At 59.0% G+C, this 24,411-nt stretch carries 23 protein-coding genes; 19 read left to right on the top strand and 4 right to left on the bottom strand.

Annotated features, from left to right (window positions below; all coding sequences use genetic code 11):
* The first annotated feature begins 150 nt into the window (after positions 1 to 150).
* From denD to minE, 6 genes are all read left to right on the top strand, one after another.
* The gene (gene denD, locus JZX87_RS02545; protein WP_206823596.1) at positions 151 to 1,134 is read left to right on the top strand and encodes a D-erythronate dehydrogenase; all 984 of its coding nucleotides are present in this window, start codon (positions 151 to 153) and stop codon (positions 1,132 to 1,134) included.
* Positions 1,131 to 2,021, top strand: a complete 891-nt coding sequence (locus JZX87_RS02540; protein ID WP_206823593.1) for an NAD(P)-dependent oxidoreductase — start codon at positions 1,131 to 1,133, stop codon at positions 2,019 to 2,021. Before denD ends, JZX87_RS02540 begins: the two co-directional genes overlap by 4 nt.
* Positions 2,022 to 2,263: 242 nt before the next feature.
* Positions 2,264 to 3,565: an MFS transporter gene (locus JZX87_RS02535; RefSeq protein ID WP_286194049.1), complete on the top strand. Its 1,302-nt coding sequence runs from the start codon at positions 2,264 to 2,266 to the stop codon at positions 3,563 to 3,565.
* Positions 3,566 to 3,873: 308 nt separating this feature from the next.
* On the top strand, positions 3,874 to 4,635 hold the full coding sequence (minC, locus tag JZX87_RS02530) for a septum site-determining protein MinC (protein ID WP_206823591.1): 762 nt from the start codon (positions 3,874 to 3,876) through the stop codon (positions 4,633 to 4,635).
* Between the two features lie 31 nt (positions 4,636 to 4,666).
* The gene (gene minD / locus JZX87_RS02525) at positions 4,667 to 5,482 is read left to right on the top strand and encodes a septum site-determining protein MinD (protein ID WP_148143045.1); all 816 of its coding nucleotides are present in this window, start codon (positions 4,667 to 4,669) and stop codon (positions 5,480 to 5,482) included.
* Complete coding sequence (gene minE, locus JZX87_RS02520) at positions 5,479 to 5,742, top strand: cell division topological specificity factor MinE (RefSeq protein WP_148143046.1); 264 nt, start codon at positions 5,479 to 5,481, stop codon at positions 5,740 to 5,742. Before minD ends, minE begins: the two co-directional genes overlap by 4 nt.
* 70 nt (positions 5,743 to 5,812) lie before the next feature.
* Here the strand turns inward: minE and JZX87_RS02515 are convergent, their stop codons facing one another.
* From JZX87_RS02515 to JZX87_RS02505, 3 genes are all read right to left on the bottom strand, one after another.
* Positions 5,813 to 7,072 (bottom strand): O-antigen ligase family protein, encoded by a 1,260-nt coding sequence (locus JZX87_RS02515; protein ID WP_148143047.1) that lies wholly within the window; start codon positions 7,070 to 7,072, stop codon positions 5,813 to 5,815.
* 10 nt (positions 7,073 to 7,082) lie between these two features.
* Positions 7,083 to 8,468 carry a polysaccharide biosynthesis/export family protein gene (locus JZX87_RS02510; protein ID WP_246435665.1) on the bottom strand — a complete coding sequence of 462 codons (1,386 nt, stop codon included), beginning with the start codon at positions 8,466 to 8,468 and terminating at the stop codon, positions 7,083 to 7,085.
* An 83-nt stretch (positions 8,469 to 8,551) separates the two neighbouring features.
* Positions 8,552 to 9,232 (bottom strand): sugar transferase, encoded by a 681-nt coding sequence (locus JZX87_RS02505; RefSeq protein WP_206823588.1) that lies wholly within the window; start codon positions 9,230 to 9,232, stop codon positions 8,552 to 8,554.
* Positions 9,233 to 9,958: 726 nt separating this feature from the next.
* On the opposite strand from JZX87_RS02505, the gene JZX87_RS02500 reads away from it, so the two are divergent.
* Positions 9,959 to 10,252, top strand: coding sequence for an exopolysaccharide production repressor protein (locus tag JZX87_RS02500; RefSeq protein ID WP_206823581.1), 294 nt, complete (start codon positions 9,959 to 9,961; stop codon positions 10,250 to 10,252).
* Between the two features lie 111 nt (positions 10,253 to 10,363).
* On the top strand, positions 10,364 to 11,371 hold the full coding sequence (locus JZX87_RS02495) for a glycosyltransferase family 2 protein (RefSeq protein ID WP_206823579.1): 1,008 nt from the start codon (positions 10,364 to 10,366) through the stop codon (positions 11,369 to 11,371).
* Between the two features lie 79 nt (positions 11,372 to 11,450).
* On the opposite strand, the gene JZX87_RS02490 is transcribed toward JZX87_RS02495, so the two are convergent.
* Entirely contained in the window at positions 11,451 to 12,419 is a 969-nt protein-coding gene (locus tag JZX87_RS02490; protein ID WP_206823576.1) for a glycosyltransferase family A protein, read from the bottom strand.
* A gap of 443 nt (positions 12,420 to 12,862) precedes the next feature.
* Between JZX87_RS02490 and JZX87_RS02485 the strand changes: the two genes are divergently transcribed.
* The 11 genes from JZX87_RS02485 to JZX87_RS02435 all read left to right on the top strand — a co-directional run bounded on the left by JZX87_RS02485 (position 12,863) and on the right by JZX87_RS02435 (position 24,347).
* Complete coding sequence (locus JZX87_RS02485) at positions 12,863 to 13,150, top strand: hypothetical protein (RefSeq protein ID WP_206823573.1); 288 nt, start codon at positions 12,863 to 12,865, stop codon at positions 13,148 to 13,150.
* A gap of 17 nt (positions 13,151 to 13,167) precedes the next feature.
* A complete protein-coding gene (locus tag JZX87_RS02480) occupies positions 13,168 to 14,085 on the top strand; it encodes a glycosyltransferase family 2 protein (protein ID WP_206823572.1) in 918 nt (305 codons plus the stop codon).
* A gap of 92 nt (positions 14,086 to 14,177) precedes the next feature.
* The gene (locus JZX87_RS02475; RefSeq protein WP_206823570.1) at positions 14,178 to 15,674 is read left to right on the top strand and encodes a lipopolysaccharide biosynthesis protein; all 1,497 of its coding nucleotides are present in this window, start codon (positions 14,178 to 14,180) and stop codon (positions 15,672 to 15,674) included.
* 39 nt (positions 15,675 to 15,713) lie between these two features.
* The gene (locus JZX87_RS02470) at positions 15,714 to 16,742 is read left to right on the top strand and encodes a polysaccharide pyruvyl transferase family protein (RefSeq protein ID WP_206823568.1); all 1,029 of its coding nucleotides are present in this window, start codon (positions 15,714 to 15,716) and stop codon (positions 16,740 to 16,742) included.
* A 557-nt stretch (positions 16,743 to 17,299) separates the two neighbouring features.
* Entirely contained in the window at positions 17,300 to 18,418 is a 1,119-nt protein-coding gene (locus JZX87_RS02465; RefSeq protein ID WP_286194048.1) for an acyltransferase family protein, read from the top strand.
* Between the two features lie 4 nt (positions 18,419 to 18,422).
* Positions 18,423 to 19,214 (top strand): endo-1,3-1,4-beta-glycanase ExoK, encoded by a 792-nt coding sequence (gene exoK, locus JZX87_RS02460; RefSeq protein WP_206823560.1) that lies wholly within the window; start codon positions 18,423 to 18,425, stop codon positions 19,212 to 19,214.
* 67 nt (positions 19,215 to 19,281) lie between these two features.
* Positions 19,282 to 20,475, top strand: coding sequence for a glycosyltransferase (locus JZX87_RS02455; RefSeq protein ID WP_206823558.1), 1,194 nt, complete (start codon positions 19,282 to 19,284; stop codon positions 20,473 to 20,475).
* Between the two features lie 14 nt (positions 20,476 to 20,489).
* Positions 20,490 to 21,518, top strand: a complete 1,029-nt coding sequence (locus JZX87_RS02450; protein WP_286194047.1) for a glycosyltransferase family 2 protein — start codon at positions 20,490 to 20,492, stop codon at positions 21,516 to 21,518.
* The gene (locus JZX87_RS02445) at positions 21,515 to 22,444 is read left to right on the top strand and encodes a glycosyltransferase family 2 protein (RefSeq protein ID WP_206823555.1); all 930 of its coding nucleotides are present in this window, start codon (positions 21,515 to 21,517) and stop codon (positions 22,442 to 22,444) included. Before JZX87_RS02450 ends, JZX87_RS02445 begins: the two co-directional genes overlap by 4 nt.
* A 2-nt stretch (positions 22,445 to 22,446) precedes the next feature.
* Complete coding sequence (locus JZX87_RS02440; protein ID WP_206823904.1) at positions 22,447 to 23,397, top strand: glycosyltransferase family 2 protein; 951 nt, start codon at positions 22,447 to 22,449, stop codon at positions 23,395 to 23,397.
* A gap of 44 nt (positions 23,398 to 23,441) precedes the next feature.
* Entirely contained in the window at positions 23,442 to 24,347 is a 906-nt protein-coding gene (locus tag JZX87_RS02435) for a UTP--glucose-1-phosphate uridylyltransferase (RefSeq protein WP_148143057.1), read from the top strand.
* Positions 24,348 to 24,411 lie beyond the last annotated feature (64 nt).

Here is a 24,411-nt window from a genome sequence, read left to right as displayed (position 1 = left end):
CTCCGGCAGTCCAAAGCCTCACGTCAGTTTTCACCGGCTGCTTTTTTGCCTGATGACGAACTCTTCTATTTCCAAACGGAGCATACAGGGTTATCAGACAACCTTACAAGAGGAAATTCGTGGGGCATCCACGGGTGTATGGGAGGAAACATGCATATTCTTGTTATCGGTGCTGCCGGCATGGTCGGTCGCAAGCTCACCCAGCGTCTCGTTTCGGAAGGGGTGCTGCACGGCAAGCCCGTTGATGCGTTGACGCTTGTCGACGTCATCGAGCCGGAAGCGCCTGCCGGTTTTGCCGGCAAGGTGACGACGCTGGCGTCTGATTTCAGCCTGCCCGGTGAAGCGGAAAAGTTGATCGCAACGCGGCCGGACGTGATTTTCCATCTGGCGGCAATCGTTTCGGGCGAAGCGGAACTCGATTTCGACAAGGGTTATCGCATCAATCTCGACGGCACCCGCTATCTGTTCGATGCCATCCGGCTTGAAAACCAGAAGGATGGTTATTTCCCGCGCGTTGTCTTCACCTCGTCGATCGCGGTCGTCGGTGCGCCCTTGCCCTATCCGATCCCCGATGATTTCCATCTGACGCCGCTCACCAGTTACGGCACGCAAAAGGCGATGAGCGAACTGCTGCTGGCCGATTACAGCCGGCGCGGTTTCTTCAATGGTATCGGCATCCGTCTGCCGACAGTCTGCATCCGCCCGGGAAAGCCGAACAAGGCTGCCTCCGGTTTCTTCTCCGGCATTCTGCGCGAGCCGCTTGTCGGACAGGAAGCAATCCTGCCTGTCTCCGAGGACGTGCGTCATTGGCATACATCTCCGCGCTCCGCTGTCGGTTTCCTCATTCATGGCGCCGGTCTCGACCTTTCGAAACTCGGCTGGCGTCGCAGCCTGTCCATGCCGGGTGTCAGCGCGACAGTCGGTGAGCAGATAGAGGCCCTGCGGCGGGCTGCGGGCGAAGACGCGGTGAAACTGATCCGTCGTCAGCCGGACGAGATGATCATGAATATGGTCGCCGGCTGGGCGCCGGGTTTTGAGGCCAAGCGCGCCACCGAACTCGGCTTCACGTCTGAGAAGAATTTCGACGAGATCATCCAGGTTCATATCGAGGATGAGCTGGGAGGCAAGCTGTGACCGGCGAGACACAAAAGAAGAAGATAGCCTTTCTCGGGCTTGGCCTGATGGGGCTGCCCATGGCGCGCCGGCTTGCCCGTGCCGGTTATCCTCTGACGGTATGGAACCGTGACGCTGCAAAGGCGAAGCCGCTTAAAGCCGAGGGGGCAGTGGTCGCCGCTTCGGCCACGGACGCGGTTCGCGATGCCGATATCGTCTTCACCATGATGACCAATGGCGATGTCGTCGGTACGGTCCTGTTCGATAGCGGGGTTGCCGCTGCGATGAAGAAGGGTGCCGTGCTGATCGACACCAGTTCGATTGCGCCGTCGATTGCCCGCGATCATTCCGCCAGACTTGCTGCTATCGGCATCAGGCATCTCGATGCCCCGGTTTCCGGTGGTGTCGTCGGTGCCGATGCGGGCACGCTGGCAATCATGGCCGGTGGTGATGTCGATGTGGTTGCGGATCTTGCCGATGTCTTCGCCGTTCTCGGTCGCGTCACGCATGTGGGGCCGAGCGGGGCAGGTCAGGTGTGCAAGCTCGCCAACCAGCAGATCGTGGCGGTCACCATCGGTGCCGTCGCTGAGGCGATGATCCTTGTTCAGGCCGGCGGCGCATCGCGTGAAGCCTTCCGCAATGCGATCCGCGGCGGCTTTGCGGAGAGCCGTATTCTAGAGCTGCATGGCGCGCGCATGGTGGAACGGAATTTCGATCCCGGTGGTTCGTCGAACAACCAGCTGAAAGACCTGAATACGGTCATGGCGCTCGCCAAGGAACTTTCGCTGCAGCTGCCGTTGACGCAAACGGTGACCGGTGAATTTTCCGACTTCGTTTTCGAAGGCGGCGGAGAAAAGGATCATAGCGGCCTTCTGCTTCACTTCGAAAACATCAACCCCAGGTCCTGACGGCAAACAGGCAGGTGAGATCGGGAATGGCGGCGTTGCTGCCATTCGCTCGCGAAAAAATGCTGCACTGCGATAATATGTCTTATTGACGGGTCGATTAGGGCTGGCCTCGACGGGCTTTCGGGCGTAACACGGTCGGACACCCCAACCCGGCGCGGCCCGCGATTGCGATGCGTGGCACCCCCTGGCACCCTTACGTCGCCGCGCTGTTCAGAAATGGATCTGCGCTCTTGGATAACACCTTGGCAAAAGACGTGGCCTCGTCGCCTATCGACGAAAAGGTCAGGCTGAAATCTATCATTGGCGGCTCTGCCGGCAATCTGGTCGAATGGTACGACTGGTATGTCTATTCCGCCTTCACCCTCTATTTTGCTCCCATCTTCTTTCCCTCGGGCGACCAGACGGCGGAACTGCTGAGTGCTGCGGCCGTCTTTGCCGTGGGCTTCCTGATGCGGCCGATCGGCGCCTGGTTCATGGGCATCTATGCCGACCGCAAGGGCCGCAAGGCCGGCCTGACGCTTTCCGTCACGCTGATGTGTCTCGGTTCCTTCCTGATCGCGATTGCACCAGGTTACGAGTCTATCGGCCTTGCTGCGCCAGCGATCCTCGTGTTTGCGCGTTTGCTCCAGGGTATCAGTGTCGGCGGCGAATATGGCGCCAGCGCCACCTATCTCAGCGAAATGGCCGGTCGCAACCGTCGTGGTTTCTTCTCCAGCTTCCAGTATGTGACGCTGATTTCCGGTCAGCTTGTAGCCCTTGCGGTGCTGCTCGTGCTGCAGGCTTTGCTCACTGCGGAACAGCTGCAGTCCTGGGGTTGGCGCATTCCGTTCTTCATCGGCGGATTGCTGGCGATCGTGGTGTTCTATATCCGCCGCGGCCTCGTTGAAACGCAGTCGTTCAAGAATGCCGACAAGGATGCGAAAAAGGCTTCCGGCGGCTGGGCGCTGTTCAGGCATTACCCGAAAGAAGCCTTCCTCGTCATCGCGCTGACGTCGGGCGGTACGCTCGCCTTCTACGCCTATACGACCTACCTGCAGAAGTTCCTGGTCAACACGTCGGGCTTCAGCAAGGAGACGGCGACGGAGATCACCACGGCGGCCTTGTTCGTCTTCATGCTGTGCCAGCCGATTGCCGGAGCGCTTTCCGACAAGATCGGGCGCAAACCGCTGATGGTTGGCTTCGGCGTCCTCGGCACGCTGTTCACCTACCTGATCTTCACCTCGCTTGCGGCCACGACGAACGCGTTCACTGCGTTCCTGCTATCGCTGGTCGGCCTGCTGATCGTGACCGGTTACACGTCGATCAACGCTGTGGTGAAGGCCGAGCTTTTCCCGGCGCATATCCGTGCGCTCGGCGTCGCTCTGCCTTACGCGCTCGCCAACACGATCTTCGGCGGCACGGCTGAATTCGTGGCGCTGAAGTTCAAGCAGATCGGCCATGAAGAGTGGTTTTTCTGGTATGTGACGATCATGATCGCCATCTCGCTTATGGTCTATGTGAAGATGCGCGACACCAAGCATCACAGCCATATCAAGGAAGACTGATTCTCGCCGGCTTGGCCGTTTAAGCTCAAGAACGATGATTTACCGGAGGCGGGCCCATGGCTCGCCTCTTTTCGTTTCTCCTTGCGCCACTTTTTTCTATGCGGAAACAAGGCGTGCCCGGCTCGTCGCTTGCAAAAGAAAACTCGCATAAGCCTCGATCAAGGCTGCAGGTTCAGGGTCTTCCGTATCACCTATCGCGACCCTGTTTCACCCGAGTTGGTTACCGCTTCTTAAGATTTGGGCGGGTCGCGTTAACCATTTGTTAACCACGTCAGCGGTAGACATCGGGCAACGATTTATTAACGTAGATGACCAAAGTGCTAACAGACGCTCGCTCCATTCGCATCAAGGGCCGTTCGTTCCTGGCGGTCGTTCTTTCACCGGATCTTCCGCTGGATCAATGGCTTGAACGCCTCGACGATCTGGCTGCCCGATCTGCCGGTTTCTTTCTCGACAGGCCCGTCGTGCTCGACGTGTCGGAACTGTCGATCAAGAAGGCCGAACTGAAACAGTTGATCGACGACCTTGCCCAGCGCAAGGTCCGGATCATGGGCATCGAGGGCGCGCGCCCGTCGCAGCTCACCCCCGAAATGCCACCGGCGATGAAGGGCGGCAAGCCTGCCTCCGACGTCGAGGTAACGGCACAGGAGCCGGAAACCGAGGCCGAGGCCGAAGCCGATGTCGCCGCGACTGTCTCACCGGCGCCGCAGCGCCAGGAAGCGCCGCAGGTTCGGGCGATCCCGCAGTCGCTTACAATCGACGAGCCGGTCCGTTCCGGCCAGTCGATCATCTTTCCGGAAGGCGACATCACCATTGTCGGCTCTGTCGCATCCGGTGCCGAGGTTATCGCCGGCGGTTCGATCCACATCTACGGCACGCTGCGCGGCCGGGCGATGGCAGGGTCGATCGGCAATAGCAACGCACGCATTTTCTGCCGCCGCCTAGAGGCGGAACTGATCGCCATCGACGGTATCTACAAAATGGCGGAAGACATGGATTCAAGCCTTCGGGGGCACGCCGTGCAGCTTTCGCTTGAGGGCGAAACGATCATGGCAGACGTACTTTTCTGAACCGGAACAAGGTTCAATACAGGAGATCAATATGGGGAAAGTCATAGTCGTGACGTCCGGCAAGGGCGGGGTTGGCAAGACAACATCGACGGCCGCACTCGGAGCAGCGCTGGCACAGCGCAATGAAAAGGTCGCCGTCGTCGATTTCGATGTCGGGCTTCGCAACCTCGACCTCGTGATGGGTGCAGAGCGCCGCGTGGTCTACGACCTCGTCAACGTCATCAACGGCGACGCAAAGCTGCCGCAGGCGCTGATCCGCGACAAGCGGCTCGACACGCTGTTCCTGCTGCCCGCTTCCCAGACGCGCGACAAGGACGCGCTGACGGAAGAGGGTGTCGAGCGCGTCATCGGCGAATTGAAGAAGTATTTCGACTGGGTCATCTGCGACAGCCCGGCCGGCATCGAAAAGGGCGCGACGCTTGCCATGCGCCATGCCGACGTTGCCGTCGTCGTCACCAACCCGGAAGTCTCTTCGGTTCGCGATTCGGATCGCATCATCGGCATGCTCGATTCCAAGACGCTGAAGGCCGAGAACGGCGAGCGGATGGAAAAGCATCTGCTTCTGACCCGCTACGATTCCGTCCGTGCGGAACGCGGCGACATGCTGAAGGTCGATGACGTTCTGGAAATCCTCTCCATCCCGCTTCTCGGCATCATCCCGGAAAGCACGGATGTTCTCAAGGCATCGAACCTCGGTGCTCCGGTCACGCTGTCGGATGCACGCAGTGCGCCGGCACAGGCCTATTTTGAAGCTGCCCGCCGTCTGGCCGGCGAAATCGTACCTGTGACGGTGCCGGGCGAAAAGCGCGGCATCTTCGGAAAACTCTTCGGAAGGAAGGCCGCATGAGCATACTGCGTCTTTTCACCCGTTCGCCTCGGCGCTCGGCGCCTGCTGCGCGGGAACGCCTGCAGGTTCTTCTGGCTCACGAGCGGGCATCCACCGGCTCCGACCTGACCGCGATCCTGCGCGAGGAAATCCTTGCCGTCATCGCCAAGCACGTCCAGCTCGATGCTGACCGTGTCACGGTGAAGGTCGATCGCGACGAGAATGTCTCGATCCTCGAGATCGATGTCGAGATTCCGCTCGATGCCGCAAGGGCAGCCTAAGTCTCCCAAGACTTGAAATGAAAACGGCCCGGGGCTTCTGCTCCGGGCCGTTTGCTTTTTTTTTGGTGGGTCAGGCCGCGATCGGGTGGTGCCTGTATCGCTGCTGCGGAAGCTGGGGCACGGGCCGCCGGAGGGTCAGTTTTCCAGCGGCATAGAACATCAGGAAAGAACCGATCTGATAGGGGAAGATCACGTCGATCTCGACGAAGGATCGCATCAGCAGCAACAGGCTGACGGCGAATAGGACGATGGATGACGGATCATTGTGCCGGTTCAGCATGGCGCTCAGATGGCCGAAAACGTTTCGCAGCAACATGAAGACAAGCAGCGCAAGACCGACCAAGCCGTTCTCCACGGCCACCTCGATATAGGTGTTGTGGAAGTGGAAGCCTGTGCGGGTGGCGATGAAAAACTCGTCCCAAAGCTGTTCCGGCTTGGCAAAACCCTGGACCCAGAAACCCTGATAACCCATGCCGAGGACCGGGTTGAGATGTGCTGCCTCGATACCCTGTTGCCAGAGATAGGTTCTGCCCGTCAGCGTCGAATCCTTGCCGAACAGGCCGAGGATCGCATCGACTGCGCCCATTTGCAGGCCGGCCACGACGATCGCCAGGCCGATCACGAGAATGCCGACGAACAGCAGCTTTCGGCTTCCTGGCGCCAGAAGACCGAATGGCAGATAGGCGATACAGGCGGCAATCAGCCCCGCCGTGGTGATAACGGACGTTGCCGATTGGGACGCCATCAGGCAGTAGGCGCAGAGAAGTGCCGCGGCACCGGCGCCAGCCAGCCATATATCCCGGCGGCGGAAGACGATGGCGTAGAGAACCGAGAAAACAATGCCGAGGGAGGCGTAAAGCCCGAGCTGGTTCTTGGAAGCGAAGGATCCGACGAAGCTGTAGCTGCCATCCATCGCATCATAGCTGTAGTGACCGAAGACGATCGAATAGAGCATGACCACGACCGTGCCGACGATCGAACCGCGTGTCAGCGTCAGCACGCTGATCGTGCGCATTGCTATCAGGGCGCAGATCAGATGGGTAAGCAGCTGGATTGCCGTCCTCAACGACACCGATGGCGCCGGCGACCAGAAGGCCGACAGGAAACAGAGAAGCGGGAAGGCGATTATCCAGAAATATCTGAAATAGTTGCCCAGCACCCGTTTGTAATCAACCAGGATCAGTGGAAACCAGAGCCCGTAATAGACCAGGATCGACACCTGCCCGAAAAGGCTGGAATAGGCGAAGACGAAGAAGGATAGCGCCACTGCCGCTATCCCATAGACCTGGTTCCTGTCAGGGTCGACCAACATCGACCGAGCGATTTTCATTCGCCACCTATCACTGCATCAGAAGGTCTGATGATACCTTGATCACGTCACCGGGGCGTAGCATGGCGTTTTCATCGACGGTGATCTGTTTCGGACCGTCGCCATTATCCCGGACGATGACGTATTTGATCGTCGCGTCCTTGTTCGACGGGTCGAATTTCAGGGCTTCGGCCGACTGCGCCAGGGCTTCCTGCATCAGCTCGCGGCTGGTCGAGAGTTCAAGACCGAGCTTTTCCAGCTGCGCCTCGGTGTCCTGCAGTTCCTGGGCGCGCTGGGCATCCCAATCGTTGCGAAGGTTGATCTCGTCCTGGTTCGCCTTGTTGATATCCTGCTTGGCCCGCAGTGAAGCCGTGTCCGTATCGAGCATGTTGGATTCGAGATCCGCTGCACGTTCTTCCGCCGAGAGACGGCGGCTGGATGTGGCAAGACCCTGTTCGCTGAGCTTGGCCATGCGATCGCGGTCGTCGTTATAGAGCGCGAGCTGCCGCTGCTGTGTTCCCGATTTCTGCGCCAGAGACTGGACTTCGGTATCAAGCAGGGTTTTGAGGTCGGCCAACGCCTTCAATTGAAGCTCGTAACGTTCGCGACGCGACTTCATAAGCGAGGCCTCGCTCGCCATCAGTTCCTTGGCGTTCGGCACATCCTTCAGTTCCGGCGGCATGGCCAGTTCCTTGGCATTGGCGATTTCGGCCATGAGGCGCGCCCTGCGAGCGATTAGTCGCCCGCGTTCCGAATCACTGACCTGCGCATCGCCGCGCGCCCGGATGAAATCGCGGGCAAAGCGCTGGCCGGCGTCGGAACGCTTGAGGCCACCGGCGAGGCTGACGGCTTTCAGAACGGTCAGATTGGGGGAATAGGGATATTCGCCCGGTTTATCGACATCGCCCGCCAAGAAGAGCGGCCGGAATTCCGCGATTTCCACGGAAGCCGAGGGGAGGTTACGCAGGGCGAATTCGCTCTGCAACCTCTCGCCGATCGCCTTGCCGACCTCTGCCGTCGTCTTGCCGGCGGCATCGAGATCACCGATGAAGGGCAGCGATAGTGCTCCGGACGGGCCGACCGCATAGTCGCCGCTGACGGCATCCCAGGTGCGGACGCTGCCGTCTGCCGGCTGCCATTCCGCAACGCGAATGCGAAGCTTGTCCATCACGCCAAGGCGATAGGCCCCCTCCTGGCTCTTTGCGCTGACCGTTGCCGTCGCTTGCGCCGGTTTGCTGGTCTTTGTCGCAGGCTGGGCCGCAGCTGCGGCCTGAGGTTGGGCTTGGGACTGGGGTGTCTGGGACTGAGGCTGGGCAGAAGTCTGCGCGCCTGCTGATGTGGTCAGCGACAAAACAAATGTTCCCGCCGCTATTGCCAGCGTCGGGATGCGTCGCGGAAAGACCATTCGGATACCCATCAGATCTCCTTGGTTTATTGCATTTCGTATTTCGTGGTGATTTCCGCACCGGCGGATAACGCGCGGTGCGGCTATGATGCCCGTCAGTAGCTACCGCGGGCCATGCAGACGGCAGGGATCGTCTTCAAGATGATCGAGACGTCCTTTATCAGCGACCAGTTCTGCACATACTGCGTATCGAATGCGATGCGGGTCTCGTAAGACACGTCATTGCGTCCGCTGATCTGCCATAGGCCGGTCAGGCCGGGGCGGGTCTGCAGGTAATAGACGGCAGAGCTGTCATAGACCTTCAGCTCGTCGTCGACGACCGGACGCGGACCGACGACACTCATCTCACCGCGGACGATGTTGAGGAGCTGCGGCAGTTCGTCAAGGCTGAGCTTACGCAGGACACGACCAACGGCCGTGACGCGCGGGTCGTCCTTGAGCTTGCGGGTCTGGCGCCATTCTTCCGCAGCCTCGGGGTTTTCCCGAAGATGCTTCCGAAGCAGTTCATCGCCATTCACCGCCATGGTGCGGAACTTCAGGCATTTGAACACACGGCCCCTGTGGCCGATGCGGCTGTGTCCGTAAAAGGCGGGGCCTTTATCGGTCAGCTTTACCAAAGCCATGATCATCAAAAACAGCGGGCTGAAAACGATCAGAGCCATGCCCGCTGCGGTTACGTCAAACGTTCTTTTGGCCAGGCCGCCGATCGGGAGTGTCATGGCGGCATAGTCCAGGTCTGATAGCGGCGTATCTGCCGAACGTGTCGCTGACTTCATAGAGGGGGCTCCATTTAGGTTTGGCGATAGTCGGTGCCTTAAGCGGCGCTTCATTGAGCTGGTATGTGATAATAAGTCTGTGTTCGTAATTTGATGCCAGACAAAAATTTCTGCGATGTGACGGGAAGGGCTGGTGGGAGGCCAAAAGGCGAGAGATTGTCACAGCTGCAGGTCGTGATCGTAAATATAAAGGCTTACACAAATACTACCGCAAGCCTGTAAAATTGAATCGATGTCGACTATTAATCGTAATCGAAACTTGATCCGGATGTATTACCAGTGATTTTACGCGGTCTGATCATTCACCGCTTCTTGAGGTTCAGGCCCTAAGTAGCTTGCCCTTAGGACCAAAGGCCTAGGCCTGCTGCACTGCAATACAATGGTGCGGCGCAAAAAGGCGCATGATGGCGCCTTGTGACCTTTGTAACAATAAGTGAACGGATATCGCGGGCGCTCGGCACCCGGCGGCGTCTATTTGTTCCAAGAGGCGCCAAATCAGGCTTAATTGTGGCGAAAGTGTGGTGGAGATATGTGGTAACAGGGTGTTGAACCGTTTGAAAGGCACCTAGCGGGCGATGACGGAACGTTACGAAAGATTCACTGGCCAAAATTTATGAGCCGGCGAAAATCTTGAAAACTCTCTCACTGCACAGTAATGTAAAGGGCATGTGAGAGGACTGATGAAATTTAAAAATTCATAAGAAAAGTCCCTCGGGAGGAATGATGATGTACGCACCGCGTGTATTCGTGAGCATGTTGGGCACACTCGCCGTGTTTGCTGTTGCCGCTTACGTCATGTCAGGTTCCTTCTGGACGGCGCTCATCGAGACTATTTTCTGCGCGCTAATACTTCAGATCGGTTATTTCATCGGAATCGTTTACATGGTGCGTCGGGAGAAGGCGCAGATGGATGCCGACCGGTCGAGTGATGGCCTCAAGGCAAAGTCGAGAGCAGAGGCAGGCGTCCGCGACAGCCTGACAGCCGAAGCGCCAGCTCGGGTTCACATTCAGGATCATTGAGCCTTTGACGGGCATTTCTGGCCCCTAAAATTAGCCCTTTCACATCGCTGCCATTTTCCTAAGTTCATAAGTCTGCACCAATGAGCGGTGAAACGGACGATGGAGAAGCTTATGGCGCAAGCCGTTGACGAAACGATCTGTGTAATCATCGCAGCCAAGAACGCATCCGATACGATCGGTCTGGCAGTGGCTTCTGCCCTTCGCGAGGCCGCCGTATCTGAAGTTGTCGTCGTCGATGATGGCTCCAGCGACGGAACGGATCAGGCGGCACTTGCAGCGAATGATGGAAGTGGTCGCCTGAAGATCATCTCCTTCGAGAAGAATCAGGGGCCTTCGGCGGCCAGAAATGCGGCGATTGCCCAGTCGAGCGCGCCGCTGATCGCAATTCTTGACGCAGACGATTTTTTCTTTCCGGGCCGGTTCGCGCCGATGCTTGCAGAAAGCGGATGGGATTTTATCGCCGACAACATTGCCTTCGTCGCCGATCCGGCTGCTCTTTCTACTCCGGCGCGGTTTCAGTCGCGGGCGCGCGAGCTTTCGCTCGTCCAGTTCGTCGAGGGCAATATTTCTCAGCGTGGCAAACCGCGCGGCGAGACCGGTTTCCTGAAGCCGGTCATGCGCCGATCCTTCATCGTTGCAAACGGCCTAACCTACGAAGAGGGGCTGCGGCTCGGCGAGGATTACGATTTCTATGTACGGGCACTTGCGCTTGGCGCCCGTTACAAGGTGATCGAACATTGCGGTTATGGCGCCGTGGTGCGCGGCGATTCTCTTAGCAGCCGTCATCGCACCGAGGACCTGAGGCGGCTTTATGAGGCCGACAACGCTGTGCTTGCCGCGATGCAATTGTCTCCTGATGCGCGTTCGGTGATTACCCATCACCGCGACCACATCAAGGCGCGGTATGAATTGCGCGAGTTTCTCGATGTGAAACGGCAATCGGGCAAGGGTGGTGCAATCAGGCATATCCTGTCGCGTCCGGATGCCCTTGTGCCGGTGGTCACCGGCATTTTCTTCGATAAGTACGATGCGCTTCGGCGCAAAAACACGTCCGCGGCGTCACTGCCGACGACTCCTCGCTATCTGTTGGCCGGCGTGCCGGTACCAGGGCAGGGCTGACACCAAAAGGATAGAGGGCGGATGATCTGTCATCCGCCCTCTCGTTTCGTCGCGAAACCGTGTCCTTTGCCCGGCTGGATTATCCGCGTCGGCGATCGATCTTCCCTGCGCCGAGCTTGACGGCTGCGCCAAGAATGGCCGGGTCGCGCATCACCCAGCGGGCCAGCATGCCGAAATCCGGCGACTGACGGCGCTTCAGCCGTCCCGCCTGGCTCCACAACGCCTGTCGTCTTGCGATGTTCTTGTAGGAGGTGATCGACGCGACGTCCTCCGGCCTGTCCTCGAAACGCGTTTCGAGCGTATCGAGCGCCACGAGTGTGTTGAACTGCTGCTGGAGGAATTCCGGCGACTGGTTGTCAATGCCGTGGAAGATGTTGACGCCCATGCCGCGGGCAGCGCCCGGTGTGTCGCACAAGACTGTTCGCTTGGCATTGAGGATGCAGTCGGCAAAGAACAGCACGTCCTCGGCGGCGAGCCGCAGCGCCGGATCGAACCTTATCGTTTCGAACAGCGGGCGGGCGATCACCATGCAGCTCAGGTGCAGGAAGGCCCAGTCCTTGAGCATGACGCTGGCAAGTTCGGGGATCTCCAGCACGAGCGGATCTTCGACCAGCGTCTTGCCTTCCTCCGTCTCCGCCAGCTTGGCCATGCCGAAATGATAATAGAATTCCTCGCTTTCCTGCATCGAGGCGAAATAGCACTCGGCCTCGAAGCGGGTCATGAAGTCATGGGCGTTCTTCAGGTGGTCGGTGCGCCATAGGTCGTCGGAATCAAGCAGGGCGACGAAGCGTGTTTCTGGCGGAACATTGTCCAGGCCGGTATTGCGGGCTGCACCCGGTCCGCCGTTTTCCTGGCGGATGACGCGGATCTTCGCCTTCCATTCGGCGGGGCTGTCGCGCAATTCCGTTTCAGCGGAGAGGGGCGACTGGTCATCGACGATGACGATGTCGAAATCCTTGAAACTTTGCGCGAATATCGATTTCAGCGCGCGGGACAGAATTCCTTTTTTCCGTTGGTAGAACGGAATGACAACAGTAAAACTAGCCATGTTTTGAATTCCTTAGCAGTTCTGGAACGTGAGCTTGGGTGGCTGTCCATCTTTCTTGGAGAGAGGAGAGGGCGCGTATCACAAGGCCGGGGCCGGGCTGTTGCCCGTTGCGGAACACAGGGATGGCGGTGAAAGCATCTGCGCCCTTGCGGACGCAGGTCTATCTGTCGAAGCTGGCAGCCTGGGCGGCTACAGCGGGTGGCCCACGAACGGTCAAGCAGGCCTGAACAGACGCAGTTTTACGATCAGCGGACCTTTCCAAATGATGAGGGCGCGGACCCAATTCTTGCAGTCCGACGCCATTCTCGGCTTGGCGATTCGCGCTTCCGTCGATGCGACAGATGTCGCAAACGCCATGTTGGTGTCGTGGTTGCGCAAGCGCAGAGACGCGATCCTAATCTTGGGCACTGCACCAATTTTAGAAGGGTGAATACGGCGAAAGGGTGAATTTCGTGCTGTTTTCGCGTGACGGCGCAGCAGGCTCAGATGAGCAAAATCGCCTGTTTTTACCTAAAAACAGTGGATTGAAGCGACCGATTATCATTTTTCCGACAAGAAAGGCGGGTATGCAAAATATCTGGCGCTGGCAATGTTCCGGTACGAAAGCTGCCCTATCTGTGAGCAGCAATCATGAAAATACCCCAATTGCACTCCTGATTGCTTTCGTGGTTTGTTGCAGTGCAAAAAGTCTCTTGGTGACGAAGTGGCGGCAAGCCGCTTTATTCGCTTAACGGTTGAAGGGAACAGGATGACGTTCGAGGTTGTCGATATTAGCCTCATCATTTCTTCGCGTAATCGCGCCTTCGGGCTCGATAGCTGCCTGCAGGCCATCTCCCATGCCGCGCTGCAAGCGCGCGACCTCAAGCTCGAGTTCATCTTCGTCGACAATGGTTCGACCGATGCAACTTCCGAGGTCGTCGCCAGGTGGAGCGAGACCGCTCCGATCAAAACGACGCTAATCTTCGAAAGCCGTCCGGGCTTGTCGCATGCCCGCAACACCGGGATCGAGAACGCGCGCGGGCGCATCCTTGCCTTTACCGATGACGACTGCGAAGTCTCGCCGGATTATTTCACCACCATCGCCGCTCTGTTCGCCAATGACACCGCCCCCGTCATGCGTGGCGGCCGCATCGACCTGGGCGACGAGCGCGATCTGCCGATCACGATCAAGACGGACACGGAACACGCGGTCCTCAACATCTACAATCATCCGGGCGGCTTTATCCACGGCTGCAACATGGCTTTTCCGAAGGCGCTGGCGGACAAGGTCGGTGTATTCGACGTGCGCTTCGGCGCTGGCGCCACGTTCCGCTCCGGCGAGGATACGGATTACATCCACCGGGCTTTCCGTGAAGGTTTCAGCGTGGAATATGTTCCGACCCTCGTGGTCAAGCATTTCCATGGCCGACGCAGCATGGACCAGGTTCAGCGGCTGTTCGACGGTTACTCCTATGGCAATGGTGCGCTTTACGCTAAATACATGTTCGTGCGGGATTCCAACATGCGTGGCATGTTCCGCTGGGACGTGCGCCAGGCGCTGAAGGAATATTTCGGCGGCAAGAACCTCGATAGCGCGCTGGGGCTGACCTATCGGAACACGGTGAAGCAGAATTTTGCCGGACTCTGGGCCTATTGGCGCAGCGGCCGGGCGGGTCAGACCTCTTAAAACATCCGAACATTTTCGGAAACGGTCCACGCCATGCGGGCCAAGACGCATATGGGGCGGTTTGCGCCGCCTTCTAATCGATTGGAATGTTCATGGATGCTCAAGCCGTCGACAGTGGCGACCTGAAAAAGAAAACCGCGACATCGATCCTGTGGTCGATCGTGCGCGTCGGGTGGAGCACGGTCGCGACCTTCATCATCTTCGTTATCCTGGCCCGTATTCTCGGGCCTGCGGATTTCGGCACGTTTGCGCTTGCCAGCCTGTTCGTCGAAATCGGCCGGGTGCTTGCCTATGCCGGGCTTGGCGATGCCGTGACCCGTCAGCTCGAACTGGACGAAGAGCTGGCCGATACCGCCTTCTGGGCCTCGGTTGCTTTCAGCGTCTCGGTCGGAGTTGTCATCTTTTTTGCGGCACCCGCCTATGGTGAATTCGTCCGCGATCCGAATGTCGCGGCAATCCTCAAATGGCTGGCGCTTTTCCTGCCTCTGTCATCGCTCGCCGTCATCCACAATGCCCGACTGGCGCGCGATTTCGGCCACAAAAGCCTTGCCGCCCAGAGCATTGCCGCGAGCCTTCTGTCTGGTCTTACGGCGGTGGCCGCGGCCTTTCTCGGTTGGGGCGTCTGGTCGCTGGTGGCGCAGACCGCGGTCAATGGCATCGTGCTCGTCGTTCTGGGCTGGTTGTCCTATCGGTGGATCCCGAAGCTGCGCTTCAACTTCGCTATCTTCCGCTCGATCTTCCTGTTCAGCGTCAGCCTCGTGGTCAGCCAAATTCTCTGGATGATGCTTGCCCGCGTGCAGGATATCTTCATTTCGCGATGGTTCGGACCGACGGAAGTCGGGCGTTACAGGATCGCCTGGCGGCTGATCGAGCTGATCTCGCAGGCAGTGCTGTCGCCGATCGGCAGTGTCGCGCTGGTGACGCTGTCGAAGCTGCAGAACGATCCGGTCAGCTTCCGCAACGCCTATAACCGCATCGTCGGTCTGGCAGCGCTTGGAACCTTCCCGTTGCTACTCGGCTTTGGTGCGCTGTCGGATCAGCTGATCCTCTTCCTGTTCGGCGACAAGTGGGGCAATGCCGGCGATGTCGCGACCGTGCTCGTCATGATGGCCGTGCCCTTCGTGATGAACGTGTTTGCCTCCTCGGCGCTTGCGGCCGTCAACAAGGCACAGAGCATCTTGTCAGTGGCGGCGCTGCAGCTTGCGATGACGGTCGTGCTGACATGGCTGCTGGTGCCCTATGGCATCATCGCGGTTGCTGCCGGATATGCGCTGCGGGCGTGGCTGACCATGCCTTACCAGCAATATGTGCTGAAGCGCTTTGCCCATATCGATTCACTGGGAACGCTGAAGGCGATTTCGATGCCATTCATCGGTTCGCTGGTCATGGCGGTCTGCGTCTGGTTCGCCAAGCCGTTCATCCTTGCGGCGGTAACACCCGCATGGCTTGGCACCGGGCTTTGCATTGCGCTGGGCGGCGCCATCTATGCCGCATTCATGCTGATTTTCGCCTTTAAGATGATCCGGCCCTATCTCGCCATGATCATGTCGATGCTGCCGGCACGCTTCCGCCTGCTGGCGCAAAAGTAGACCCAATTGGAAATGAGACCGTACGTCCAAGGAGATCCCATGCAGGAAACAAGTGCTGCCACCATCAAGAGGCTTCAGGGTGTAATTCACGACAACCTCGCCGATCTGGTCGATCTGTCCGGGCGTTACGCGCTTCTGGATTTTCCGAACCATTACAATATCGGTGACAGCGCCATCTGGCTCGGGGAACTGGCCTATTTCGACCGGGTAAAGTCGAAGCCGAGCTTTGTCAGCGAAATCCCGACCCATAGCGACGAGCGGATGCTGGCTGCGATCGGCGACGGCCAGATCCTGCTGCATGGCGGCGGCAATTTCGGCGATATCTGGCCGGGTTTTCGCGAGTTTCGCGAACATATCCTGGGCAAATACCAGGGCCGTCCGGTCATCCAGATGCCGCAGACGATCCATTTCAAGAACCAGGAAAACGTCGACAGCACGGCACGCGCGATCGAGAAGCACGGCAATTACAAGCTCCTGGTGCGCGACAAGAAGAGCTTTGAGTTCGCAAAGAAGTGGTTCCAGTGCGAAGTCCGGCTTTGCCCGGACATGGCCTTCTGGATCGGTCCCGTGAAGCGCCTTGCGCCGAACCATGACTTGCTCCTTAACCTTAGGGCGGACCAGGAAGTCGGCGCGGCACATGATACGTCCCGCGCCATCGCACGCCCAAATGTGATCGTGGCGGATTGGCCGGAACACGAGGAAGCCGATTTCCAGAAGCGCACCAAGCGTGCTGCCATCATCAAGGGCCTGTTGCGCGGCGATGTCGGCGGGCGAGCGAAGATGACGGAACTCGCCTATCGCGAGCGGGCGCAGCAGCGTTTTGACCGCGGCGTGCGGCTGTTGAGTTCCGCACGGCAGGTCATTACCGACCGAATGCACGGTCATATCATGAGCCTGCTTCTCGATGCCGATCATTGCGTGCTCGACAACAGCTACGGCAAGACCAGCACGTTCATCGATGCCTGGCAGACCGCCAACGGCGACCGGGCAGCTCTGGTTGCAAATATCGACGAGGCGCTGGACGTTCTGGATAAGCGCACGGCTCTCATCCGCGCGACAACCATCTGACAAGGTGTTTCGCCCGCAAGGGTAAATGAAATCCTAAAAAATCCAGCCAAGGCGGCCGGGCGATAAAACGTCCGGCCGCTTTTTTTGTCGCAATCGGCGCCCGATAGCGGGTGTTGAGCCATCCTGGACACCTGCCGGCAAACGGTTTCCGGCGATTCGGGCAAATCACCGATTTCGCCTCATGTTTGCCATATTTTTGCCTCAATTCGCCATTGTTGACGTAGTCTTCTCACGTGCAATGCACGATCACGCGAGAAAACGTGATTGTTTTTTTAATTTTGAGTCTCGCTGCACCGCAGCATTATTATATTAGCTTGGCCTACAAATCCCCTATGTACCAGCGCTTCCGGCCTGACAAAAGCCAATGACTGCGCGCCGAATAGTCACCACTGCTAGATTTCGCACCTGCCAAATTTGCTGCGCTGCCACATTTTACCCGAAACTTCACGTGATGCTTCTCACTCACGCGGGCTCAAGTCTGCTCTGATTGAAATGGCGGTGACGGGAGGCACTGCTCAAAAGGGGTGACTGGTTTGACTGTTGATCAGAACATATCCTTGCGTATCAATTTGATGCGTATCCTGCTGATCTGCGGCATTGTCTTCGTGCATGTGCCTCACGATCCGGCATCCGATGTGGTGATTGCCCAGACCGGTTGGTTCAACTGGCTGAGTGTTTTCCTTGGCGACAGCCTGTTTCGCATCGGTGTGCCGTGCCTCAGCATGATTTCGGGTTATCTTCTGCTGCGCAAAGGCGCGGCATCCTTCAACTATGGCAAGGTGGTTCGTTCCAAGACAATGACGGTGCTTCTGCCGTTCCTGATCTGGAACCTGTGCCTGTTCGTGGCGATCCTCGGCCTGCAGCGCGCCGGCATCGGCGTCGGCTATTTCCCCGACATCACGGCATCGCTGCGTGAGATGCTGACCTATGCGTTTGCGCTGGAAGGCATGCCGGCCAATGTGCCGCTGTATTTCCTGCGCGATCTGTTCGTCTGCATCCTGTTGTCGCCGGTCTTGCTGTTCCTGCTGCGTCACGCGGCAATCCCGGTGCTTGCAGTGCTTTTCGTTCTTGCCGTCATTCCCGACCTGAGCTTTGCCATCGTCGTCAAGCGCTCGATCCTGTTCAGCTTCGCGCTCGGCATGTATCTGGGCTTGCGTGCCGCCGACCTGAAGGCGCTCGACCGTTTCGCATGGCCGGGTTCGATCGCAACGCTCGCCGCGGCCTTCGTCCTGTCACTGGCGATCTATCTGAGCCAGCCCGGTTATCCCTGGGGCGTCGATCTTGCGCGCAACGTGCTGTCGATCATCGGCGCCTTCGGTTTCTGGATGATCTCGGCGATTGCGATCGAGACACGGCTGGGCAGGCGGCTGGCTTCGACCGGCAGCCTCAGCTTCTGGGTGTTCTGCGCCCATTATCCGGTTCTCGTGGCTTTGTGGATGGTGTGGAACCGCGTCGGAACGGCGGAAGCCTATCCGCTTTTCTATTTCGGCTCGGTTGTCGTCTCGCTTGTCATCTTGGTGATCAGCAACGCCGTCATGATGCGGATTGCGTCGCCCGTTTATCAAATCCTGACCGGCAGCCGCGGGCGCAGGGAAAAACTCGCGAAAGCGACTTCGAGCCGTTCCGTCGGGTCTTCGCACCCGATGGAACCGAAACTGTCACAACAGCGCAGGTGAAACCATGACGACCATCGCCATCAAAATCGCGGCCGCCATCTCCACTCTGGGCCTTTCCTTCCTCTCCGCCACCATGCCGGCTGCGGCGCAGGGTACGTTGAACAACAAGTCCTTCGTCGAAAATTTCGACAGTTTCGACCGATCCTTCTGGTATGTCGCGGACGGCTGGGCCAACGGCTCGCACCAGAATTGCACCTGGTCGAAGAAGCAGATCGATACGGCGGGCGGCACGCTGACGCTGAATTTTTCGGAAGGCCAGTCGAAGGACCGGAAGTTTCTCTGCGGCGAAGTGCAGACCAAGTCGCGTTACCTTTACGGCACCTATGAAGTGCGGATGAAGGCGGCGGCCGGTTCCGGCCTCAACTCGGCCTTCTTCACCTATATCGGCCCGACCGACAAGAAGCCGTGGGACGAGATCGACTTCGAGGTGCTCGGCAAGAACACCAATCAGGTTCAGGTCAACCAGTATATCAACGGCAAGGGCGGTAACGAGAAGCTCATTCCGGTTGCCGGCGGCGCCGATCAGGGTTTCAACGATTACGCTTTCGTCTGGGAAAAGGATCGGCTGCGCTATTTCGTCAACGGCAAGCTCGTTCATGAAGTGACCGATCCTTCGAAAATACCGACCAATGACCAGAAGATCATGCTCAGCCTGTGGGGTACCGACACGCTGAAGGACTGGATGGGCCGCTTCTCCTATCAGGGGCAGTCCTCCATGGTGATCGACCGGGTTTCCTTCACCGCCCAGGGAGACGCGTGCCAGTTCCCTGAATCCGTCGCCTGCAATCTCGATTGAGCCTGACCGCAGCCATTTCTTCGCTTGTCATATTGCGTTGAGTTTTTCAGCACAGGAGCATGCCCGTTTGAGCATAAACGTTCTCTATCTCGCCCATGATCTGGCCGATGCGGCCATCAGGCGGCGTGTGCTCACCCTGAAGGCCGGGGGAGCAGACGTGACGGTTGCGGGCTTTACCAGAGGACGTAACCTGCTCGAGAATGAGCCGGGCGTGCGCACCATCGTGCTGGGCGAGACCTCCGACGGAAAGTTTGCGCAGCGGATCGGTGCGATCGTCAAGGCGAGCGCCGGGCTGAAGGGCAGGCTTGCCGCTATCGACCGCCCCGACGCGATCATTGCCCGCAATCTTGAGACGCTGGCGCTGGCGGGCCAGGCGGCGCGTCTGTTCGATCGCAATCTGCCGATTGTCTACGAATGCCTCGATATCCATCGCCTGCTGCTCGACGACGGCTGGAAGGGAAGTCTGGTGCGGGCATTCCAGCGTCATTTCGGCCGCCGCGCGAAGCTTTTGATCACCAGCTCGCCTGCGTTTGTCGAAAACTTCTTCCAGCCGCGCTCCGGGCTTTCGCTGCCGGTTCTGCTGCTGGAAAACAAGGTTCTCGCGCTCGACCCGGATAGTCTGCCGCTTCAGCCGGTGCCACGCGCGCCGAAAGCCGGCGAGCCATGGCGGATCGGCTGGTTCGGCGCGATCCGCTGCGCCAAGTCGCTTGCGATCCTCACCGATTTTGCCCGCCGCATGGATGGCAAGGTCGAGATCGTGCTGCGCGGCCGCCCGGCCTATAGCGAATTTGCCGATTTCGACCGGATCGTCGCAGACGCGCCGCATGTCACCTTCCACGGTTCCTACCGAAACCCGGAGGATCTCGCCCGCATCTATGACGAGGTGCAGTTCAACTGGGCGATCGATTTCTTCGAAGAGGGACTGAATTCCGAGTGGCTGCTGCCGAACCGTCTCTATGAAGGCGGTCTCTATGGCGCGGTGCCGATTGCGCTCAAATCGACCGAGACCGGCCGCTTTCTTGCCCGCCGGGAGATCGGCGTGACGATCGACAAGGCCACGCCCGAGGCGCTGGAAGCCCTGTTTTCTCAGATGACGCCCGAAATTTACGCCGAACAGTTCGCCCGCATCGCCGCGGTCGAGCGCGGACAATGGATTACCGGCCCGGCCGATTGCCGGGCGCTTGTTGCAAAACTGGCATCGTTAAAACCCGATTTACGCTCACCTGCTGAAATGCAGGCTGCGTCAACCATGCAGTCGTGAGGTGGAATATGGTAATGAGTAGCGTTTCCGGTTCCGACATGTCGAATCAACCTTCTGAAATCCCGGCCAATCCGCGTGTCCTTCTCGTCATCCCATGCCTTAACGAGGCCAAGACGATCGAGGCGCTGTTGCGCAAGTTCTCGCTTCAGCGGGGCGAGACCGACATGCTGATTGTCGTTGCCGATGGCGGCAGCCGCGACGGCACGCCGGATATCGTCCGTCGGATGATCGGGGAAATCCCGGATCTGGTGCTTCTCGACAATCCCAAGCGCATCCAGAGCGCGGCGATGAACCTCGCGGTCAAGACCTATGGTGACGGGCGCGATTATCTCATCCGCATCGATGCTCATGGCGACTATCCGGACAATTACTGCCAGGCGCTGATCGAGGAAGCCGTTACTCACCGGGCGGATTCGGTCGTGGTCGGCATGGAAACGGTCGGCTTCGGCGCCTTCCAGCAGGCAGCGGCGATCGCGCAGAATTCCAAGCTCGGCAATGGCGGCTCCAAGCATCGCGCCGGCGGCGGCGGCGAGTGGGTCGATCATGGTCACCACGCGCTGATGCGGATCGCGGCTTACCGCCAGGTCGGCGGTTATGACGAGAGTTTCAGCCATAACGAGGATGCCGAGCTGGACTTCCGGCTCAGGAACGCTGGTTTCCGCATCTGGATGACGGGCGAGACCTTCATGACCTATTATCCCCGTTCCAGTGCCTCGGCGCTGTTCCGTCAGTATCTTGGTTATGGCCGGGGCCGGGCGAAGAACCTCTTAAAGCATCGCTCCATTCCGAAGATCCGTCAGGCTATCCCGCTTGCGGTCGCGCCCGTGGTTGCCGGTGCGGTCTTGGCCTTGCTCTACTGGTGGGCAGCCGTTCCGGTTGCCGTCTGGATGATCGCCTGCATCGCCTACGGCGCCTATATGGCGGTCGGCCAGCGCAACGCGATCGCGCTGCTTGCCACCATTCCTGCGATGATCATGCACCTCGCCTGGTCGGCCGGGTTCTGGATGGAACTGCTTCGTATTCGACGAAAGAAGGTCGCATGACGGCTGATCTCACCGTGGCAAGAATAGACATCGGCATCTGCACCTATCGGCGTCCGGCGCTTAAGGAGACACTGGAATCGCTGTTCAAGCTGACGGTTCCAGCAGGCGCTTCCTTGCGCCTGATCGTGGCGGACAACGATGCGGTGCCGAGCGCGAGCGATCTGGTGGAGAGCCTGCGCCAGCACTCTCCGTTCCCGATCCTCTATGTCCATTGCCCGAAGTCGAACATCTCGATTGCCCGCAATGCCTGCCTGACCTCGACTGAGGCGGATTTTCTCGCCTTCATCGACGACGACGAGACGGCGACGCCGGAATGGCTGGCAGCTCTCTATGAAAACGCGCGCCAGACGGGTGCGGAAGCCGTGCTTGGTCCGGTGCGTGCGCTTTATGGCGATGACAGCGCCGCCTGGATGCGCAATGGCGATTTCCACTCGACCATGCCGGTCTGGGTCGATGGCCGGATCATCACCGGTTACACCTGCAACACGCTGCTCGACATGCGCTCGCCGCTTGTCATCGGCCGCCGGTTTGCGCTGGCTCTTGGCCAGAGCGGTGGTGAGGATACGCATTTCTTCTCGCAGCTGACGGAAAGCGGCGGGCGGATCGAATTTGCCGAGGATGCGCTGGTGCTGGAGCCGGTACCTGCTAGCCGTGCAAGTTTCATGTGGCTTGCCAAGCGGCGCTTCCGCTCGGGCCAGACTCATGGCCGGATTGTTGCGGCGAAGAACGGCGGCGTGAAGCGTTTCCCCAAGGCTCTCATCGCTGCCACAAAGGCCGGCTACTGTGGCGCCATCGCCGCCGCCTTCACGCTGATGCCGGTGAAGCGCAATCGTTATGCGCTGCGTGGCGCGCTGCATGTCGGCGCCGTGATGGGCATGCTCGGCGTTCGTGAAATCCGCCAATACGGCACCCCGGAGGCTGCGTGAACATGGATAGCGGGATACCCGATATCAGCTTCATCATTGCCGCCTATAATGCGGAAGAGACGCTCGCGCGGGCGATCGACAGCGCGCTTGCGCAGGTCGGCGTCACCGTCGAGGTGATCGTCGTCGACGACTGTTCGACCGACGAAACGGTGGAGATTGCCGAAAGCTATACGGATCCGCGCGTCCGGCTGATCCGCCAGCCGCAGAATGGCGGGCCGGGCAGGGCACGCAATACCGGTATCGCCGCTGCGACCGGCCGGTTCGTCGCGACGCTCGATTCCGACGATGCCGTCTATCCGGAACGGTCGCTTTCGATGCTGCAGCGGGCCAAAACGCTCGATGCCCAGATCGTTGTCGACAATGTCGATGTCGTGCCGATGGAAGGCGGGGCGGCGAAAACGATGTTCGGCAAGCGTTTTCTCCAGGAGAAGCGCGAGATCGCGCTTGCGGAATTCATCGATTCCAACCTGATCTTCAAGACGACCTTCAACTACGGCTACATGAAGCCGGTTTTCGACCGAGAATTCCTGGCGAGGAACGATCTCTGGTTCGACGATGCTCTGAAGATCGGCGAGGATTACATCCTGTTCGCCTCGATTCTGGCAAGCGGCGCGCGCTGCGCGGTCGATCCGAACCCGGGTTATGTCTATTATCTGCGGGAAGGTTCGATTTCCCGCGTGCTGAAACACAAGCATCTCGATGACATGCTGGAGGGTGACGGCCGGTTCATGGCGCGCTTTTCCCTCGGTCCGGCCGAGATGGCGGCGCAGCGCCGCCGCACGCACAGCATCATCGAAGCCCGCTCTTTTCTCACCCTCGTCGACGAGGTCAAGGCCAAGTCGCTCGGTGGGTTCCTCAAAACCGCGTTGAAAGCCCCGGGAGCGTTAAAACACTTCCGGATGCCTATCGCTGTTCGCATGCGCCGGTTCGCCAAGGCGGCCGGTGTCAACTGAAATCCGATCAATCGGGCGTGTATGCCCCCTGGAAAGGACTAGGAATGAACTTGAAAAGACCAGTTCGTAAGGCAGTTATCCCTGTCGCAGGCAACGGAACCCGCTTCCTGCCCGCGACGAAGGCCATGCCGAAGGAAATGCTGACGATCGTCGACCGTCCGGTCGTGCAATATGCCGTTGATGAAGCCATGCAGGCGGGCATCGAAAACATCATTTTCGTCACCAGCCGCAACAAGACTGCCATTGAAGACTATTTCGACAGCAATCCCGAACTGATCGCCAGCCTCACCCGCTCAGGCAAGACCGTGCAGGTCGCGCAGTTGGAAAAGATGCTGCCGCTCGCCGGTACCGTCAGCTATACGCGCCAGCAGGTGCCGCTCGGTCTCGGCCACGCGGTCTGGTGCGCCCGTGAGTTGGTCGGCGACGAACCGTTCGCGCTGCTTCTGCCCGACATGGTTTCCTATGGTGCTCGTGGCTGCATGTCCGGCCTGATGGACCTTTACGAGGAAGTCGGCGGTAACGTGTTTGCGGTTGAGCAGTGCGCGCCGGAAGAGACGTCGAGCTATGGCGTGGTGGCCATCGGTCAGGACGTTCGCCATGGTTTCCAGGTCACCGGCATGGTGGAAAAGCCGAAGCCGGCCGATGCGCCGTCGAACTATTACCTTAATGGTCGTTATATTCTGCAGCCGCAGATCTTCGAGCTTCTCGAAAGCCAGGAGCGCGGCGCCGGCAACGAGATCCAGCTGACCGACAGCATGCAGAAACTGTTGAAGGTTCAGCCGTTCCATGCGCATCCTTACCAGGGACGTACATTCGACTGCGGATCCAAGCGCGGCTTCATCGAGGCAAACGTCGCCTTCGCGATGATGCGTGCCGACATGAGCGGCGATCTGGCAGTAACGATCCAGGAACTGCTGGATGCGCATGCGACCAAGGTACGCGCGGCTTGACGCATAATGATTATGGGAAAGGCGAGACATTCGCCTTTCCTGCACTATTTTCCCCAGAGCGGAT

Origin of the sequence: Agrobacterium sp. Ap1 (assembly GCF_017313375.1) — a bacterium.
Lineage (GTDB): Bacteria > Pseudomonadota > Alphaproteobacteria > Rhizobiales > Rhizobiaceae > Neorhizobium > Neorhizobium cellulosilyticum.
The sequence above is the reverse complement of the archived record's forward strand: the minus strand, read 5'-3'. Positions and strand labels throughout refer to the sequence as shown.

Excerpts from the sequence above, each read along its gene's own strand:
- denD (WP_206823596.1), top strand. The coding sequence starts at position 151 with ATGCATATTCTTGTTATCGGTGCTGCCGGCATGGTCGGTCGCAAGCTC.
- minC (WP_206823591.1), top strand. The coding sequence starts at position 3,874 with ATGACCAAAGTGCTAACAGACGCTCGCTCCATTCGCATCAAGGGCCGT.
- minD (WP_148143045.1), top strand. The coding sequence starts at position 4,667 with ATGGGGAAAGTCATAGTCGTGACGTCCGGCAAGGGCGGGGTTGGCAAG.
- minE (WP_148143046.1), top strand. The coding sequence starts at position 5,479 with ATGAGCATACTGCGTCTTTTCACCCGTTCGCCTCGGCGCTCGGCGCCT.
- JZX87_RS02515 (WP_148143047.1), bottom strand. The coding sequence starts at position 7,072 with ATGAAAATCGCTCGGTCGATGTTGGTCGACCCTGACAGGAACCAGGTC.
- JZX87_RS02510 (WP_246435665.1), bottom strand. The coding sequence starts at position 8,468 with ATGGGTATCCGAATGGTCTTTCCGCGACGCATCCCGACGCTGGCAATA.
- JZX87_RS02505 (WP_206823588.1), bottom strand. The coding sequence starts at position 9,232 with ATGAAGTCAGCGACACGTTCGGCAGATACGCCGCTATCAGACCTGGAC.
- JZX87_RS02500 (WP_206823581.1), top strand. The coding sequence starts at position 9,959 with ATGTACGCACCGCGTGTATTCGTGAGCATGTTGGGCACACTCGCCGTG.
- JZX87_RS02495 (WP_206823579.1), top strand. The coding sequence starts at position 10,364 with ATGGCGCAAGCCGTTGACGAAACGATCTGTGTAATCATCGCAGCCAAG.
- JZX87_RS02490 (WP_206823576.1), bottom strand. The coding sequence starts at position 12,419 with ATGGCTAGTTTTACTGTTGTCATTCCGTTCTACCAACGGAAAAAAGGA.
- JZX87_RS02480 (WP_206823572.1), top strand. The coding sequence starts at position 13,168 with ATGACGTTCGAGGTTGTCGATATTAGCCTCATCATTTCTTCGCGTAAT.
- JZX87_RS02475 (WP_206823570.1), top strand. The coding sequence starts at position 14,178 with ATGGATGCTCAAGCCGTCGACAGTGGCGACCTGAAAAAGAAAACCGCG.
- JZX87_RS02470 (WP_206823568.1), top strand. The coding sequence starts at position 15,714 with ATGCAGGAAACAAGTGCTGCCACCATCAAGAGGCTTCAGGGTGTAATT.
- exoK (WP_206823560.1), top strand. The coding sequence starts at position 18,423 with ATGACGACCATCGCCATCAAAATCGCGGCCGCCATCTCCACTCTGGGC.
- JZX87_RS02450 (WP_286194047.1), top strand. The coding sequence starts at position 20,490 with ATGAGTAGCGTTTCCGGTTCCGACATGTCGAATCAACCTTCTGAAATC.
- JZX87_RS02445 (WP_206823555.1), top strand. The coding sequence starts at position 21,515 with ATGACGGCTGATCTCACCGTGGCAAGAATAGACATCGGCATCTGCACC.
- JZX87_RS02440 (WP_206823904.1), top strand. The coding sequence starts at position 22,447 with ATGGATAGCGGGATACCCGATATCAGCTTCATCATTGCCGCCTATAAT.
- JZX87_RS02435 (WP_148143057.1), top strand. The coding sequence starts at position 23,442 with ATGAACTTGAAAAGACCAGTTCGTAAGGCAGTTATCCCTGTCGCAGGC.